Genomic DNA, 15,692 nt, shown 5'->3' with positions numbered 1-15,692 from the left:
GGCTCCTCCACCGCAGGAATGGTTCAGACACGAGCGAAAGGATTGCGGCTACAGGGGGCTGATCGCTCCGGTCCACATCAAGTAGATGGCGAGCAAGGCCAAGATACCAATCCCAATCGCGATAAGAGCTTCCATGCCGACGAACGCCGGCTCGCCATGCTCCCTGCGCGCACGGGCGTAGACGAGAATGCCCGGTGCAAAGAGCACTGCGCACATGAGCAGGTAGCTGAGACCGGCGGCATAGACGAGCCACAGGCCGTAGAGCGTGGCGATGAGCCCGACGAGCATGTCGCGCCGGCGCGCCCTGTCGTCGGGCTGGTAGGTTTCACCGCTCAGTGCGAGCTTCAAAGCGTAGGCGCCGGAAAATACGTAGGGCGGGAGGATCGCAACGGAGGCGATGAAGTAGAAGAACTGATAGGCGCTCTTGGAGAAGAAGCTGAGGATCAGGAACACCTGGATCAGGATGTTGGTCGCCCACAGCGCGTTCACCGGCGATCCGTTTGCGTTCTCCGCGGCAAACCACTTCGGGAACGTGCCGTCGCGTCCGCAGGTATAGGGGATCTCGGCGCAAAGCAGCGTCCAGGACAGGAAGGCACCGCCTACGGAAATCATCAGGCCGAGATTGACGAGCGACGCGCCCCATCGTCCGACGAGCGGCTCGAGGACACCCGCCATCGAGGGCACTTTCAGGCCTGCGAGTTCCGGCTGGCTTAGAATGCCGGTCGACAGCAGCGACACGAGGACGTAGATGCCGAGTGCACCGAGGAAGCCGATGACGGTGGCTCGGCCGACATCCGAGCGGCGCGCCGCGCGCGCCGAGTAGACGCTTGCCCCCTCGATGCCGATGAACACCCACAGCGTCACCAGCATGGTGCTCTTGACCTGGTCGAGAATGCTGCCGAGCCCGGGTCCTTCCGGCCCCGCGCCGCGTCCCCAGTCGAAGGTGAACCTGTCCCAGTTGAAGGCGACGATCGCAATCAGGATGAACAGCATCAACGGCACCAGCTTGGCGATCGTGGTGACGATGTTCACGAACGCGGCCTGCTTGATGCCGTTCAGCACGAGCGCATGGATCAGCCAGAGGCAGAGGGACGCACCGACGATGGATATGAGGTTGTTGCCGCCCCCGAAAACCGGGAAGAAAAACGACAGGGCCGAGAAGATCGCCACGGCATAGGCGACATTGCCGAGGAAGGCGCTGAGCCAATAGCCCCAGGCGCTGTTGAAGCCGATGAACGGCCCGAAGCCGGCCTTGGCGTAGGCGTAGGGCCCGGCGTTGAGGTCGGGCTTGCGGATTGCCAGCGATTGGTAGACGAGCGCCAGCATCAGCATGCCGAAGCCGGTGATGAGCCAGCCGATGAGTATGGCGCCGGGCGACGCCGCCCGCGACATGTCGGACGGCAGGTTGAAGACGCCGCCCCCGATCATCGAGCCAACGACAAGGGCCGTCAGCGGCAGCAGCGTCAGCTTGCCGGACGGCTGTTCGGTTGCGATTACCTGATCATGCGTAACGGCCATAACGTCTCCGATCTTGCAAAGCGAGATATTGGAGGGTCGACTGGACTACGACGATTTCAGCCCACTCTTTTACGTCCTTTTTTGCCGCGCTGGACGTATGTTACCGGAGCATACCCACTAAGCGGGCGGGATACGGTCGACTTGCTCGGTGTGGACCCCCCGGCACTTCTTTCTTGGGCGTCACCCTGTTCACCGTCGTCTGCGTGGCGAAGCGCCGATCAGCGACGTCTTTGAAGACTTCCGCCGGCGGTGCGGCATGGGGCTCTACAACAAGGGATCTGGCGATTGGCGAGAAGTCACGGGCCGCCTCTCCCTCGCAGCCGAAATCCATCGCCAGCCCAGACGGCCGCTCAAAAAGCGACGGCCGCCAATAAAAACAAAGCCCGCCGAAACAGTTCGACGGGCCATCTGCTGAATACTGCTGTCACCGCACCGTGCATCCCTTGGAGATGCAGGTTTACGCTCTTGCGCCGTGTTACCTCGGGAAAGACATCGGATCGATGCCGAGGGTTCTCAGGTCACGGTCCTTCGGCCGGCGGTTGCCTTCGACGGCGGCGGCGGCTGCACCCGCAGCGCCCAGCACCGCAAAGGCACGACCAAGGAAACCCTGGCGAATGGTGTCTCGAAACAGGCTCATCGTCTTGCTCTCTTTGCTCTCTTTTACAGGAACAAAGATGTAACCGATGGGCGCCGCAGACAAGGAGCGGAATCACAGGTCTGCCATGCAAGCCAAGCACGCCACGATTTCCACCGCGGCGTGCTATACTCGCCAAACTTGTTTTTAGTTCTTCTCAGTCCTCGCTTGCCGCCAGTTGCGACAGAACCTCACCACGGCCGCGAGCCCGCAGGACCAGCGGTATGATCAGGGCGGCGGCTGCGACCAACAGCAGCACCACCGCCACCGGCGAAGCGACGAGCGTCGTAAGGTCGCCCTGGCTGATCGACAGCGCCCGGCGCAGCTGCTGCTCGGCGAGTGGCCCGAGGATCAGGCCGACCACGACCGGTGCGATCGGATAGCCGAAGATGCGCATGACGTAGCCGAGCAGGCCGAAGGCGAGCAGCATGCCGAGTTCGAACACCGAAGGATTGGCGCCGATCGTGCCGAGCGTCGCAAACAGCAGGATGCCCGCATAAAGCCACGGCCTCGGGATCGTCAGCAGCTTCACCCAGAGCCCGATCAGCGGCAGGTTCAGCACCAGCAGCATGAGGTTGGCGATCAAGAGGCTGGCGATCAGGCCCCAGACGAGTTGCGGGTTGGTGGCAAACAGCAGCGGGCCTGGTTGCAGGCCGTACTGCTGGAAGCCGGCGAGCATGATCGCCGCCGTCGCCGTCGTCGGAAGCCCCAGCGTCAGGAGCGGCACCAGCGTTCCGGCCGCGGATGCGTTGTTGGCCGCCTCCGGTCCGGCGACGCCCTCGATGGCGCCGTTGCCGAACTCCTCCGGGTGCTTGGTCATGCGTTTCTCGGCCGCGTAGGACAGAAAGGTGCCGATCTCGGCACCGCCCGCCGGCATCGCGCCGATCGGAAAGCCGATGGCGGTGCCGCGCAGCCACGGCTTCCACGAGCGCGCCCAGTCGGCGGCGTTCATCCAGACCGAGCCCTTCACGGCCTCGACCTTGTCCGGTCCCTTGTCGCCTTGTGCTGCGATGTAGAGCGACTCGCCGATGGCGAACATCGCCACCGCGAGCGTCGTCACCTCGATCCCGTCGAGCAGATCCGGAACGCCGAAGGACAGGCGCGCCTGGCCGCTCAGCTGGTCGATGCCGATGATCGCAAGCGTCAGGCCGACGAACAGCGAGGTGAGCCCGCGCAGCGTGGAATCGCCGAAAGCCGAGGACACGGTGACGAAAGCGAGCACCATCAGCGCGAAATATTCGCGCGGGCCGAAGACCAGTGCGACCTTGACGATGAACGGCGCGACGAAGGCGAGCGCCAGCGTGGCGATCAGGCCGGCGACGAACGAGCCGATCGCCGCAGTGGCGAGCGCGGGGCCGCCGCGGCCGGCGCGCGCCATCTTGTTGCCCTCCAGCGCGGTGACGATCGAGGCGCTTTCGCCCGGCGTGTTGAGCAGGATCGAGGTCGTCGAGCCGCCATACATGCCGCCGTAGTAGATGCCGGCGAACATGATCAGCGAGCCGGCCGGATCGAGCTTGTAGGTGACGGGCAAAAGCAGCGCCACGGTCAGCGCCGGGCCGATCCCCGGCAGCACGCCGACGGCGGTGCCGAGGGTCACGCCGATCAGCGCGTAAAGCAGGTTCATCGGCTGGGCGGCAACCAGCAGGCCCTGCATCAGAAATTCGAATGTGTTCATGGTCTGCCGACCCCCTTGAGCAATTCCAGCAAAATGCGCAGCGGTTTTGCGTCAGGAATTGCGTAGAAATTAAAGGTTAGAGCATCTCAGCGACTCGCGCTGCAATGCTCTAGAAGAACAGGTGCTCGAGCGGCCCCGTGGGTAGCGAGAGCTGCAGCAGCTTGGCGAAAATCACCCAGATGGCGAAGCTGAGGACGATTCCAATCGGGATCGTCAGCCAGAGCTTGCGCCTGCCGAAGCCGGCGGCGGTCAAGGCAAACAGCAGTCCGGTGGCGATCGAGAAGCCGGCGACCTTGAGCAGCAGCATCTGCGCGGCCAGTCCGCCGACGATCCAGACGACCGGCCCGAATTGCTGGGGCGCGCGCGCCGGGAACTCGTTGCGGAAGGCCTCAATCGCGGTCCAGATGGCGAGACCGATCAGGCAGTAGGCGATGGCATAGGGCACCGTCGTCGGCCCGACCTGCGAATAGCCGGCCGCACCGGAGAGCCGAGAGACGTCCCAGAAGATCACGCCGGCGATGGCCGCCAGCACGATGGCGATGACCAGCGCCGCCCCATCGGGGCGACGCGTTGCCTTTGCGGGTTTGGTCCCGTCGGTCATTCGACCAGTCCGATTTCCTTGAGGATGCCTTCGGTGGCCGAGACGTCCTTGGCGAGCTGCTCATCGAAGGCCGCGCCAGAGAGATAGGTATCCTGCCAGCCCTTGGTCTTCAGCTGTTCCTGCCAGGCGGCCGACTTGACCAGCTTCTCGATGTCGGCGTTGACCGCAGCCTTCTGCTCGTCGCTCAGGCCGGGAGCCGCGGCGATCATGCGCCAGTTCTGCACGACGACGTCGAGGCCGCTTTCCTTGATGGTCGGAGCGTCGATGCCCTCGATGCGCTCGTCGCTGGAAACGGCGAGCAGGCGCAACGTGCCGGCCTGGACCTGGGATTCAAATTCGCCGTAGCCGGAAATGCCGGCGCTGACCTGTGCGCCGAGGATCGCCGCCAGCGCCTCGCCGCCACCCGAATAGGCGATGTAGTTGATCTTCTTCGGATCGACGCCGGCCGCCTTGGCGATCAGGCCGACGGCGATATGGTCCGTGCCGCCAGCCGAGCCGCCAGCCCAGGAGACCGCGCCCGGATCCTTCTTCAGCGCCTCGACGAGGTCGCCGAAGGTCTGGAACGGCGAGGAGGCCGGAACGACGATTGCCTCATACTCGCCGGTCAGGCGGGCGATCGGCGTAACGTCCTTCAGCGTGACCGGCGACTTGTTGGTGAGGATCGCCCCGACCATGACGTAGCCGCCGACGATCAGCGAACCCGGGTTGCCCTTGTCCTGGCTGGCGAACTGGGCGAGACCGATCGTGCCGCCGGCGCCCGGAACGTTGACGACCTGGACGTTGTTGGAAATGCCTTCGGCCTGCATGACCGTCTGGATCGTGCGGGCGGTCTGGTCCCAGCCGCCGCCGGGATTGGCGGGTGCGATGACCTTGTAGTCGGCTGCGAGTGCCGGCAGCGCCATGGCGCCGGCGAGGATGGAAGCAAGGAAAAACTGTTTCAAGGCGAATCCTCCGTCAAGCGCGACGTCTTCGGTCGCGCATCGTTCGATGATTGAGGGAGAAGCTTGGCCAACGGCTGCCCGTCCGGCCACCTGTTGCGCCCGAACTCCTCCCCAGGGGTCTCGATCATCCGCCTCCACGGACGATGACGCCCTCAAAGGCATCATAGAAACCTGTCATCTAACTGACACCGTAGCACAGTCTTGCCGCAATATGTCCGAACGGAGCTTATTGGGCCCGCAGGACTTCGTTCCAGCGCGCGATCAGCCGCGCACGCTTGACCTGGTCGAGGTAGACCATCAGACCCGGGCTGACCGGGACCGGCTTCAGTTGCGCTCCGAGCAGTTCGCGCATTGTGGTCGCGGTGTTTTCCCCGGCGACCTCGGGCGAGACGGCGGCGATCTGCAGCTTTTGCGCCATGATGGTCTGCCCCTCCTTCGACATGAAGAACTCCAGATAGCGTCGGCCGAGGTCCGGAGAAGCGGCCGCCTGCGGCACCAGCCCGATGCGCGACATCACCACGGTGTAATCCTTCGGCAGGACTATGCCGACGTCCGGATGTTTTGCCGCCCAATCCGCCGCATAGGACCCGAGAATGTTGTAGCCAATGACAAAGCGACCGTCCGCGATCCGTTCCAGGATCGCCGAACTGGTGGAGTAGAGCTTGACGCCGGCGGCTCCCATCGCGCCGATGACGGACCAGATGTCGCCGAACTGCTCCTGGTCACGCGCCATGAAGAGAAAGCCGACGCCCGAGCGCTCGATGTCGTAGGTGCCGATCCGCCCGTAGATCTCGTTGCCGTGACGCTGGAGATAGTCGACGAATTCGGCGCGCGAGGCGGGCGGCTTCTCGTTTTTGAAACTGGGCTTGTGATAGACGAAGACGGCCGGCTCGAAGGTCAGCGCATAGGCCGTATTGCGCCAGTTGGCCCATCGCGGCCAGCGGTCACTCATCGGCAGGTCGCTGCGTTGGGCATAGCCGTCGTTGGAAAGCTTGACCTGCAGGTCCATCGCCGACGAAAACGCAAAGTCGGCTGTCTTCTGTCCGGCATCGGTTTCCTTCACCACCCGGTCATAGACCTCGCCGGTCAGCATTTCCTCATAGCGCACCGCGACGTCGGGATTGGCCTGCTGAAAGCCCTTGATCATCGGCCGGGCAAGCGGCTCATCCAGTGAAGAATAAACGACGAGCACAGATGCGTTTCCCTGCCCGTCCGACGCCGGGTAGAAGGTTTCCGCGGCAATCGCAGAGCTGCAGGAGCAGAACAGGAGCGTAAAGGCGATTAAAATGCGCATGTTGGCGAACTTGCCTCACCGCGACACCGTTCACAAGCCGGCGGGCGATCGCTAGTGTGGAGCGTAAGGAGAACGAGATGCGAATACTGCTCGTCGAAGACAATCAGGCGCTTGCGGATGGTTTGTCCGCCATCCTGCGCGGGACCGGCCATGCGGTCGACGTGGTGAGCGATGGCGCCTCGGCCGACGCCGCGATATCGGCCGAGTCCTTCGACCTGGTGATCCTCGACCTGACCTTGCCGGAAATGGACGGGCTGGAGGTGTTGCGCGTCATGCGCGCGCGGCAGAACCGGGCGGCCGTCCTGATCCTGACGGCGCGTGGCTCGGCGGAGGACAAGGTCAAGGGCCTCGATCTTGGCGCCGACGACTACATGAGCAAACCCTTCGACATCTCCGAATTCGAGGCCCGCGTCCGCATGTTGCTGCGCCGGCAGGCTGGCTTACGGTCCTCGGCGCTCAGCTTCGGCGGTGTCGACCTCGACCTCAACTCGCGCACGTTTTCGGCCGGCGGCGCGCCGCTGGATATCCCCGCGCGGGAACTTGGCCTGCTCGAGGTTCTTTTTCTCCGCGCCGGCAAGGTGGTCTCCAAGGAGGCGATCATCCAGTCGCTCGCCGCCTTCGACGATGACCTCAGCGCCAATGCGATCGAGCAGTATGTTAGCCGGCTGAGGAAACGCATCGCGCCGCACGGGCTGACGGTGCGCACCGCCCGCGGCATCGGCTACTACCTCGACAAGGCGGCTCCGGTTTGACCGGCCATCCCGCATCCTCGCTGCGCCGCCAACTGCTGGGCTGGCTTCTGGTCGCCACTGCCGTGTTCGGGGTCCTTGCCCTGATCGACACCTACCGCGAGGCGGTCAAGACGGCAAACACCGTCTCCGACCGCGTGCTCGCCGGCTCGGCGCTCGCGATCGCTGAGCGGGTGGTGGTGAACGAAAACGGCGCGCTCGAGGTCGACATCCCCTACGTGGCGCTGGAAATGCTGACGTCGGCGGCGCAGGACCGGGTCTTCTACCGGGTCGAGGGACCGCCGGGCAATTTCATCACCGGCTATCAGGCGCTGCCGAGCATCTCCGACACCGGCGGTCAGCCGACCGCCTATGCGGATGCCAGCTTCCGCGGCGAGCCGATCCGGGTCGCGGTGCTGCAGCGCTCCGCCTCGACCGGCGTCAACTCCGTTCCCTTCGTCGTGACGGTGGCCGAAACCACTATCGCCCGACGTCAACTGGCGCAGGCGATCCTGCTGCGGTCAGCCCTGCGCCTCGGGCTGATGATCGTGGGTGCCGCCGTCATCGTCTGGATTGCCGTGACATTGGCGCTGCGCCCCCTCTACCGCCTGAGCGACGCGATCGCCGAACGCAACCCCAGCGACCTCCACCCCATCGATCAAGAGGTGCCAAACGAGGTGCAGGGCCTTGTCGACACCGTCAACTCCTTCATGGTGCGGCTGCAATCGGCGCTGAATTCGCTGCGTCATTTCTCCGGCAATGCCAGCCACCAGTTGCGCACGCCGCTCGCCATCATCCGCACACAGCTTGCGCTGGCCAGTCGGGCGCCGACGCTTGCGGCGGCGCAGGAGGCGGCGCAGAAGGGTGATAGCGCCGTCGCCCATGCCGAGCGCATCCTGGCGCAACTGCTGCTGATGGCCAAAATCGACGCGGCGGCCTCGGCAGAACCGCACCCCCTCGCCGAGATCGACATCGCGGCAATCGCCCGGTCAGCCACGGCCGAATACGTGCCCATGGCCGCCCAGGCGGACATCGATCTGGGCTTCGACGGCAACGGCCCGGCGATCGTGCGGGCCGAACCACTGCTGTTTGGCGAGATGCTGCGCAACCTGATCGACAACGCCATCGCCTATGCCGGGCCGGGCGCGGAGGTCACGGTGGCGATCCAGCCGAAGGGCCAGACGATCCGGTTGCGGGTCGACGACAACGGTCCCGGTATCCCCGCCGAACGGAAAGCCGAGGTCCTGCAGCGCTTCGCCCGCGGGGGAGGCAGCGAGGCCCCGGGAATGGGGTTGGGACTTCCGATCGTCGAGGACATCGCGGCCCTGTTCGGCGCCACACTCGCTCTTGAACAAGGTGCCGGCGGCAGAGGGCTGAGCGCCGTCGTCACGTTTCCCGCCGTCACGACGGATGCCGGAGCGGGCTGATATCGGCAGATACGACCGCGGGCTCAGGCCCGGCGCCAGCTGGCGAGACCCGGGGCGGCATGCCAGACGGCCTGGACCGCGAACCCCATGAAAAGCAGTCCCGACATGCGCACGATCGCCAGCTCGTGCTTGCGATAGAACCGTCGCACGATCGAAGCACCGATGATCGCAATCAGGAAGAGGTCGGCGAGCAGAAAGCCGAAGAGGGACACGGCCAGCAGCATCGGCAAGGTTGAAAAGCTCAGTGCGCTCGCCGAACTTGCGAGCAATGCGGTGAAGGTGGCGAGCGCGACCGGATATCCCTTAGGGTTGGTCAGGCCGAAGATCAATCCGCGCCGCAGCGGACGCTCCACCGTGAGGACCGGCTTGTCCGCACCGCGCGGCTTGGCCCGAAGCGCGGTCCAGCCGATCCAGGCTAGGTAGAAACCGCACAAGAGGCCGAGGACGTCGAAGACCAGGGTGCCGATCGTGTTGGCGCCGACGATCGCAACGAGCGCCAGCGTCGACCAGACAAGGTCGCCGGCCAGATGGCCGCCCAGAAACATCGCGCCGGCCTTCCTTCCTTGCCCCGCTCCGATGCCAAGCAGGGCCAGAAAAGCTGGGCCGGGGATGATGACGTAGAACATGGCGGCGAGAAACGCCCCGGCAAGCATGGATCCGGTCATGAAAAACTCCGTAGAATGTGGCGCCATTCGATCTTGTGCCGACATCCGCGTCAAGCCATTGGGTGTTTGCGCCGCCTTTTCCGCTGGTTCATCCCCATCGGCGAGTCGGAGCGCATTTGGACACCATTCGTCTACGAACGCCATTGCCCCGGCGCCTTCAAAACTGATAAGTAAAGCTTACAAAAATTCGAGCGCCAGATAGTCGACCACCCCATGTCGCAGACATTTCAAGCAGACACGATCGGGCTGTTGCTGAGCGACGTCTCGCGCCTGTTGCGCAGCGCCTTCGACCGCAGGGTCAATGCGTCGGAACTCGCCATCACCCCCGGCGAAGCGCGGGCCCTGATCCAGGTCTCCATCGGCTGTGGCGTCAAGCAGGCCGACATTGCCGCCCGCATGGGCATCGAGCCGATGACCCTCTCGACCTATCTCGACCGGCTGGAGGCGATGGGGCTTGTCACGCGCGTACCGGCCCCGGACGACGGGCGCGCCAAGAACGTGCTGACCACATCCGAGGGCGAAGCCCTGCTTGCCGCTCTCAAGCCGGATGTCTCCGGGCTCATGGATGCGGTGCTGGCGGGCCTCGACGGAGAGGTGCGCGAAGCGTTGCGCGGCAACCTTCGCGTCCTCCGAGATAATCTCATGAAACTGGACCGCTGCGGCGCACGCAAAGAGTCCGAAGGACAGGACGGATGATACCGCACACAATGACCGAGCGGCGCACCACCCTCATCGGCGCGCTCCTGACCTCGCTCGGGCCGATCTCGATGTCGCTCTACACGCCGGCCATGCCGACGCTTGTCGACGCATTTTCCACCAGCGAATCGACCATCAAGCTCACGCTGTCCTTCTATTTCGGCGGCTTCGCCTTTGCCCAGCTCGTGGCCGGGCCATTGGCAGACGCCTTCGGCCGTCGCTTCACCACCCTGCTGTTCCTCTCGATCTATCTCCTCGGCAGCCTGGCTGCGGCGTTCGCCCCGAGCGTCGAGTGGCTGCTCGTCGGCCGGCTGATCCAGGGCATCGGCGCTTCGGTCGGCGTGACCGTGTCGCGCGCCATCGTCCGCGACCAGTTCATTGGCGGCGAGGCGGCGCGGATCATGAACATGATCGGCATCATGCTGGCGATCGGTCCCGCCATGGCGCCGACGATCGGCGGCTTTGCCCTGGCGGCCTTCGGCTGGACGTCGATCTTCTTCCTCATGGTCGGCTTCGGTCTGGCTTCCTGCCTGCTGGTGTATCTTGCCATGCGCGAAACGGTGGTGCCCAACCCGCGTCGCGCCGCACCCGGGCCGCTGGCGCGGGCCTATGCCGAGCTCGCCACCGATGCGCGCTTCGTCGCCGCCGCCTTCGTCATGGGCGGGGCGGTCGGTGCGCTCTATGCGCAGGCAACCATGCTGCCCTTCATCCTGATCGAGAAGGTCGGACTGACGCCGACCCAGTTCGGCCTGAGCATGATCATGCAGTCCGGCTCCTATTTCTTCGGATCGATTGCGCTCCGCTCCTTCTCCCGCCGCCATGGGGGATCGCGGTCGGTCAAAGCAGGCCTTGCCATGATCGGTATAGGCAGCCTGATGATTGTTGCTTCGGTTCATGTCCTGTCGCCGAGCTTCTGGTCGATCATGCTGCCGGTTGCGATCTACACGTTCGGCATCGCCTTCGTCTCACCCCAGATGACGACGGCCGGCATGTATCCGTTCCCGCATATTGCGGGCTCTGCCTCCGCGCTGATGGGCTTCATCCAGATGGGTTCCGGTTTTCTCGGTGGTCTCGTCGCAGCGCTGCTGGGTCTGCCACTGCTTGCCTTCGGCATCGTCGTGCCCGTGATGGGCCTCGCCTCCATCCTCTCCTACCTCTGGTTTCTCGCGGCCGTTCGCCGGGCCGACCGCCTAGCTGCCCGCCAGTAGCATCAAAGAAATCACGCCGGAGTTTCCTCCGGCGTGCTGCAAATTATCTCTGATTTCTTTGTCGACATAGCTCACGTGAGCTTGCCGCACGCCTCCGCGATCCGCTTCAGCGCTTCCGTCAGTTCCGCTTCCGAGGTCGCATAGGAGATGCGGAAGTATGGCGACAGGCCGAAGGCGGAGCCGGGGACGACGGCGACATGGGCGACTTCCAGCAGGTAGTCGGTGAAGTCGGCGTCGGTCTCGATGACCTTGCCGGCCGGCGTCGTCTTGCCGATGAGCCCGCCGCAGCCGGCGAAGGTGTAGAAGGCGCCTTCGGGGGTGCGGCAGTCGAGGCCGTCGATCGCGTTCAGGCCGGAGACGACGAGGTCGCGGCGGTGCTTGAAGCTCGCCTGGCGTTCCTTCAAAAACCCTTGCGGGCCGTTCAGCGCCTCGACCGAAGCCGCCTGGCTGACCGAGGAGGGGCAGGAGGTCGCCTGGCTCTGGATCACCGCCATCGCCTTGATCAGCGCCTTCGGCCCGCCGGCATAGCCGATGCGCCAGCCGGTCATCGCATAGGCCTTGGAGACACCGTTGATCGTCAGCGTCCGGTCCTTCAGCTTCGGCGCGATCGCAACCGGGGTGACGAACTTGAAGCCGTCATAGACGATGTGCTCGTACATGTCGTCGACCATCAGCCAGACATGCGGATGCTTCAGCAGCACGTCGAGCAGCGGGCGATAGTCGGCTTCGCTGTACGCCGCTCCGGACGGGTTGGAGGGCGAGTTCAAAAGCACCCAGCGCGTCTTGTCGGTGATTGCCTTTTCCAGCTGCTCGGCCTTCAGCCGGAAGCCGGCGTCGGCATCGCAGGGGATCAGCACCGGCACGCCGCCGCAGATCTCGACGATGTCGGAATAGGAGGTCCAGTACGGCGTCGGGATGATCACCTCGTCGCCGGGATTGACGCTCGCCATGAAGGCGTTGAACAGGATCTGCTTGGCGCCGGTCGCGACGGTGATCTCGTCGAGCGAATAGTCGACACCGTTCTCGCGACGGAATTTTTCGGCGATCGCCTTTTTCAGCTCCGGCGTGCCGTCGAGCGCGGTGTACTTGGTCTCGCCGCGGTCGATTGCCGCCTTGGCCGCAGCCTTGACGTTATCAGGCGTGTCGAAATCCGGCTCGCCGGCACCGAGGATGATGACCGGCAGGCCTTCGCGCTTCATCGCCGCGGCCCGCGCGCCGATCTGCAGGATCTTGGAAACGCCGATCGCGGCGATCCGCGAGGCGGGCTTGAAGCCCGCCTCCTCTATCTTGGTCGCAATGGTCATGGGCGCTCGCTCGCCACTTACTCGATGTCGAAGGAGACGCCCTGTGCCAGCGGCAGCGCCTTCGAGTAGTTCACCGTGTTGGTGGCGCGGCGCATGTAGGCCTTCCAGGCGTCGGAGCCGGATTCACGGCCGCCGCCGGTTTCCTTTTCGCCGCCGAACGCGCCGCCGATCTCGGCGCCGGAGGTGCCGATGTTGACGTTGGCGATGCCGCAGTCGGAACCGTCAGCCGACAGGAAGCGCTCGGCCTCCTGCATGTTCAGCGTGAAGATCGACGACGACAGGCCGGCGGCGACCGCGTTGTGCTCCTCGAGCGCCTTGTCGAAGTCGGAATACTTCATGACGTAGAGAATCGGTGCGAAGGTCTCTTCGAGAACCGGGCCGGCCTGCTTCGGCATTTCGACGATTGCCGGCTTGACGTAGTAGGCGGTGTTCTTGCCGGCTTCCGTGACGCGGTTGCCGCCGATGACCTTGCCGCCTTCGGCCTTGGCCGCTTCGAGCGCCTTCTGCATGTTGTCGAAGGCCTGCTTGTCGACGAGCGGGCCGACGAGCGCCGAGGTTTCCAGCGGGCTGCCGACGGAGACGCTCTCATAGGCCTTCTTCAGGCGCGGCACGAGCTGGTCGTAGACGCTGTCGTGGACGAAGAGGCGGCGCAGTGTCGTGCAGCGCTGGCCGGCGGTGCCCATGGCGCCGAAGGCGATAGCGCGCAGGGCCATATCGAGGTCGGCCGACGGGCAGACGATGCCGGCATTGTTGCCGCCGAGCTCGAGGATCGAGCGGGCAAAGCGCTTGGCAAGCCGCGGGCCGACTTCCTTGCCCATGCGGGTGGAGCCGGTGGCGGAGACGAGGGCGACCTTGTGGTTGTCGACGAGGGCTTCGCCGATGGTGCGGTCGCCGATGAGGACCTGGGAGAGGTTCTTCGGCGCGTCGCCAAAGCGGGCGATGGCGCGCTCGAGGATCGCCTGCGAGGCGAGTGCGGTGAGGGGGGACTTTTCCGACGGCTTCCAGACGACCGGGTTGCCGCAAACGAGCGCGAGGGCCGCGTTCCACGACCAGACGGCGACCGGGAAGTTGAAGGCGGAGATGATGCCGACGACGCCGAGCGGGTGCCAGGTTTCCATCATGCGGTGGCCGGGACGCTCGGTGGCGATCGTCAGGCCGTAGAGCTGGCGGGAGAGACCGACGGCGAAATCGCAGATGTCGATCATTTCCTGCACTTCACCGAGGCCTTCGGAGGTGATCTTGCCGGCTTCGATCGAAACGAGGCGGCCGAGATCGGCCTTGGCGGCACGCAGCTCTTCGCCGAGCAGGCGGACGAGCTCGCCGCGCTTCGGAGCCGGCACGAGGCGCCAGGCCTTGAAGGCCTCATGGGCGGCGTCGATCGCCTTGTTGGTGTCTGCGGCCGAAACGGTCTTCAGCTTGGCGATCTCTTCGCCGGTAACCGGGCTGAAGGAAGCCATGTCGCCGCCCTGCCAGGCGGCGGCCGGTACACCGAGCTTGTCGAGAAGCTTGGCGGTTTCCTGTTTCACGTCGACAGTGGTCATGGTCTCTAACTCCATTTTTATCGTATCGCTGACGGCTGAGCCGCCGATCTCATCAAGGGATCGCATCGCCAAACCGCGTCGCGATCGTTCAGATTCGTTTGCACCGGTTCAGGTCTTCCCGCAGGCCGCTGCGAGATTGCCTGTCGGCGACGTCGCAGGCCTAGCCCACTTAAGGCGCTCGCCCCTCCTTCATATGGTCAAGGACGTGCCTTTTGTCATCCCGGCCCCGCGGCTCGTCCGCGTGCTGCGGGCGGGTCCCTGGGCACCGTACATCGTGGCGCAGAAGCCCGAGCCTATCGCATCGGCGCAAGCGCACGATTTTGCTTTCATGGCCGCCTCTCTCGTCCTAAAAGGGTGACGGAATTCCGATCATGCTGAAAACGGATCATAACGGATTGGGCCTGCGAGCGATCGCGCATGTTTTGACTAGGTTGATGCGAGAGACGAATGAAGTTGAGCCGCAGGCTGATACCGGACGTGACGACCCTGCAGGCCTTCGAGTGCGCCGCGCGCCACGGCAGTTTCACCCAGGCCGCCAATGAGTTGAACCTCACCCAGAGTGCCGTCAGCCGCCAGATCAAGGATCTGGAGGAACAACTCGGCGTGCTGCTCTTCGAGCGCGTGCGCCAGCGCGTCGTGTTGTCGGAGGACGGGCGCCGTTTCCTGCCCGAGGTGCGCAAGCTGCTGCACCAGACGGAAGAGACGATGCTGCGCGCCATGTCGGCGGCGCGCTCCGATCACAGCCTGACGATCGCCACGCTGCCGACCTTCGGCAGCCGTTGGCTGACGCCGCGCATTCCCGCCTTTCTGGAAATGTTTCCGGGCACGATCATCAACGTCGCCTCGCGCTCGGCTCCTTTCGACTTCGATGAGGAAAGCTTCGACCTGGCCATCCACTACGGCCAGCCCGTCTGGGCGCGGGCGACCTGCTCCTATCTTTGCAGCGAGGTCATTCTCCCGGCGGCAAGCCCCGATCTGATCCGCCAATGGCAACTGGAGGATCCCAAGGACCTGGAGATTGCGCCGCTGCTGCATCTCGCTACCCGGCCGAAGCTCTGGGCGCAGTGGTTCGAGCTGAACGGCGGGGCGGCCGAGACCGCCTATCGCGGCCATCGCTTCGACCAGTTCTCCATGGTCATCGAGGCGGCGGTCGCCGGCCTCGGCTTCGCGCTGCTGCCGCGCTATCTGATCGAGCAGGAGCTGGCGAGCGGCCGTCTTGCCGTCGTGTTTGATCGGCCGATGCAGACGGACAACAGCTATTATCTGGTCGTGCCGGAGGGAAAGCTGGAAAACTCGCTCAGCCAGGCCTTCCGCGGCTGGATCGCGACGCAGGTCGCTTGAACAGCGTCAACCGCTCATTCGCAGCCAGAATGACCCGGTGTCAAATCAGCACTTTCCTCCTTGCCTGCGATGGACGAATGTGGCGACATCGGAACACGCCCCGCCACCTTCCATCGAAG

The 15,692-nt window shown here is 64.7% G+C and carries 14 protein-coding genes; 5 read left to right on the top strand and 9 right to left on the bottom strand.

The features are described 5' to 3' along the window. Nucleotides 1-48 precede the first annotated feature (48 nt). From arcD to J2Y48_RS05020, 6 genes are all read right to left on the bottom strand, one after another. Complete coding sequence (gene arcD / locus J2Y48_RS05045; RefSeq protein WP_310413672.1) at nucleotides 49-1,518, bottom strand: arginine-ornithine antiporter; 1,470 nt, start codon at nucleotides 1,516-1,518, stop codon at nucleotides 49-51. Between the two features lie 475 nt (nucleotides 1,519-1,993). Then, the gene (locus J2Y48_RS05040) at nucleotides 1,994-2,155 is read right to left on the bottom strand and encodes a hypothetical protein (protein WP_310413669.1); all 162 of its coding nucleotides are present in this window, start codon (nucleotides 2,153-2,155) and stop codon (nucleotides 1,994-1,996) included. A 154-nt stretch (nucleotides 2,156-2,309) separates the two neighbouring features. Then, nucleotides 2,310-3,827 (bottom strand): tripartite tricarboxylate transporter permease, encoded by a 1,518-nt coding sequence (locus tag J2Y48_RS05035; RefSeq protein ID WP_310413666.1) that lies wholly within the window; start codon nucleotides 3,825-3,827, stop codon nucleotides 2,310-2,312. A gap of 109 nt (nucleotides 3,828-3,936) precedes the next feature. After that, on the bottom strand, nucleotides 3,937-4,428 hold the full coding sequence (locus J2Y48_RS05030) for a tripartite tricarboxylate transporter TctB family protein (RefSeq protein ID WP_310413663.1): 492 nt from the start codon (nucleotides 4,426-4,428) through the stop codon (nucleotides 3,937-3,939). Then, the gene (locus J2Y48_RS05025; RefSeq protein WP_310413660.1) at nucleotides 4,425-5,369 is read right to left on the bottom strand and encodes a tripartite tricarboxylate transporter substrate binding protein; all 945 of its coding nucleotides are present in this window, start codon (nucleotides 5,367-5,369) and stop codon (nucleotides 4,425-4,427) included. The genes J2Y48_RS05030 and J2Y48_RS05025 overlap by 4 nt, the downstream gene beginning before the upstream one ends. Nucleotides 5,370-5,595: 226 nt before the next feature. After that, nucleotides 5,596-6,663 (bottom strand): ABC transporter substrate-binding protein, encoded by a 1,068-nt coding sequence (locus tag J2Y48_RS05020; RefSeq protein WP_310413658.1) that lies wholly within the window; start codon nucleotides 6,661-6,663, stop codon nucleotides 5,596-5,598. Nucleotides 6,664-6,740: 77 nt separating this feature from the next. Between J2Y48_RS05020 and J2Y48_RS05015 the strand changes: the two genes are divergently transcribed. Beyond that, the gene (locus tag J2Y48_RS05015; RefSeq protein ID WP_310413654.1) at nucleotides 6,741-7,415 is read left to right on the top strand and encodes a response regulator transcription factor; all 675 of its coding nucleotides are present in this window, start codon (nucleotides 6,741-6,743) and stop codon (nucleotides 7,413-7,415) included. Next, the gene (locus tag J2Y48_RS05010; RefSeq protein ID WP_310413652.1) at nucleotides 7,412-8,818 is read left to right on the top strand and encodes a sensor histidine kinase N-terminal domain-containing protein; all 1,407 of its coding nucleotides are present in this window, start codon (nucleotides 7,412-7,414) and stop codon (nucleotides 8,816-8,818) included. Before J2Y48_RS05015 ends, J2Y48_RS05010 begins: the two co-directional genes overlap by 4 nt. A 23-nt stretch (nucleotides 8,819-8,841) precedes the next feature. Here the strand turns inward: J2Y48_RS05010 and J2Y48_RS05005 are convergent, their stop codons facing one another. Beyond that, the gene (locus J2Y48_RS05005; RefSeq protein ID WP_310413649.1) at nucleotides 8,842-9,483 is read right to left on the bottom strand and encodes a LysE family translocator; all 642 of its coding nucleotides are present in this window, start codon (nucleotides 9,481-9,483) and stop codon (nucleotides 8,842-8,844) included. 213 nt (nucleotides 9,484-9,696) lie between these two features. Between J2Y48_RS05005 and J2Y48_RS05000 the strand changes: the two genes are divergently transcribed. Together J2Y48_RS05000 and J2Y48_RS04995 are read left to right on the top strand one after the other, a co-directional pair. After that, nucleotides 9,697-10,179, top strand: a complete 483-nt coding sequence (locus J2Y48_RS05000; RefSeq protein WP_310413646.1) for a MarR family winged helix-turn-helix transcriptional regulator — start codon at nucleotides 9,697-9,699, stop codon at nucleotides 10,177-10,179. Next, complete coding sequence (locus tag J2Y48_RS04995; RefSeq protein ID WP_405030158.1) at nucleotides 10,176-11,387, top strand: multidrug effflux MFS transporter; 1,212 nt, start codon at nucleotides 10,176-10,178, stop codon at nucleotides 11,385-11,387. The genes J2Y48_RS05000 and J2Y48_RS04995 overlap by 4 nt, the downstream gene beginning before the upstream one ends. A gap of 71 nt (nucleotides 11,388-11,458) precedes the next feature. On the opposite strand, the gene J2Y48_RS04990 is transcribed toward J2Y48_RS04995, so the two are convergent. Further along, a complete protein-coding gene (locus J2Y48_RS04990; RefSeq protein ID WP_310413643.1) occupies nucleotides 11,459-12,691 on the bottom strand; it encodes a pyridoxal phosphate-dependent aminotransferase in 1,233 nt (410 codons plus the stop codon). Nucleotides 12,692-12,708: 17 nt separating this feature from the next. Then, on the bottom strand, nucleotides 12,709-14,232 hold the full coding sequence (locus J2Y48_RS04985; protein WP_310413640.1) for an aldehyde dehydrogenase family protein: 1,524 nt from the start codon (nucleotides 14,230-14,232) through the stop codon (nucleotides 12,709-12,711). Nucleotides 14,233-14,679: 447 nt separating this feature from the next. On the opposite strand from J2Y48_RS04985, the gene J2Y48_RS04980 reads away from it, so the two are divergent. Further along, on the top strand, nucleotides 14,680-15,573 hold the full coding sequence (locus J2Y48_RS04980) for a LysR family transcriptional regulator (RefSeq protein WP_310413637.1): 894 nt from the start codon (nucleotides 14,680-14,682) through the stop codon (nucleotides 15,571-15,573). The last annotated feature ends 119 nt before the right edge of the window (nucleotides 15,574-15,692 follow it).

It is taken from the genome of Mycoplana sp. BE70 (assembly GCF_031455855.1).
Classification (GTDB): domain Bacteria; phylum Pseudomonadota; class Alphaproteobacteria; order Rhizobiales; family Rhizobiaceae; genus Mycoplana.
The sequence above is the reverse complement of the archived record's forward strand: the minus strand, read 5'-3'. Positions and strand labels throughout refer to the sequence as shown.